At 40.8% G+C, this 404-nt stretch carries 2 protein-coding genes; both read left to right on the top strand.

Annotation, left to right across the window (positions count from 1 at the left end; translation table 11 throughout):
• On the top strand, nucleotides 1–360 hold a 360-nt coding region (tnpA, locus tag GPK58_RS12655), incomplete at its 5' end, for an IS200/IS605 family transposase (RefSeq protein WP_215638753.1).
• Nucleotides 360–404: helix-turn-helix domain-containing protein (locus GPK58_RS13480; RefSeq protein ID WP_215638754.1), on the top strand; the 45-nt coding region annotated here is incomplete at its 3' end. The genes tnpA and GPK58_RS13480, both read left to right, overlap by 1 nt.

Here is a 404-nt window from a genome sequence, read left to right as displayed (position 1 = left end):
TGTCCAAAGTATAGACGAAAAGTATTAATTAATGGTGTGGACGTCCGGCTGAAGGAGCTGCTCACAGAGTATGCTGCAAATCTTTCTGTAGACATTCTGGAAATGGAGATCATGCCAGACCATGTTCATATGCTTTTGGAAGTAGATCCTCAGTTTGGCATCCACAAAGCTGTAAAGTCATTTAAAGGCTATACGTCCAGAATTTTAAGACAGGAATTTCCCTATCTTAAAACGAAAATGCCGACTCTCTGGACAAACAGCTATTTTGTATCGACGGTGGGCGGTGCTCCGCTGGAAACAGTAAAACAGTATATTGAAAACCAGAAAACATCGCAGAGACAAAAGGATAAGATGGGATAATGCAAAAAGGAATTAAATTCAGGATCTACCCGAACAGAGAACAG

Origin of the sequence: Blautia sp. MCC270 (assembly GCF_018785605.1) — a bacterium.
Classification (GTDB): Bacteria; Bacillota; Clostridia; order Lachnospirales; family Lachnospiraceae; genus Blautia_A; species Blautia_A fusiformis.
This window is presented reverse-complemented; position numbering and strand designations above follow the sequence as displayed.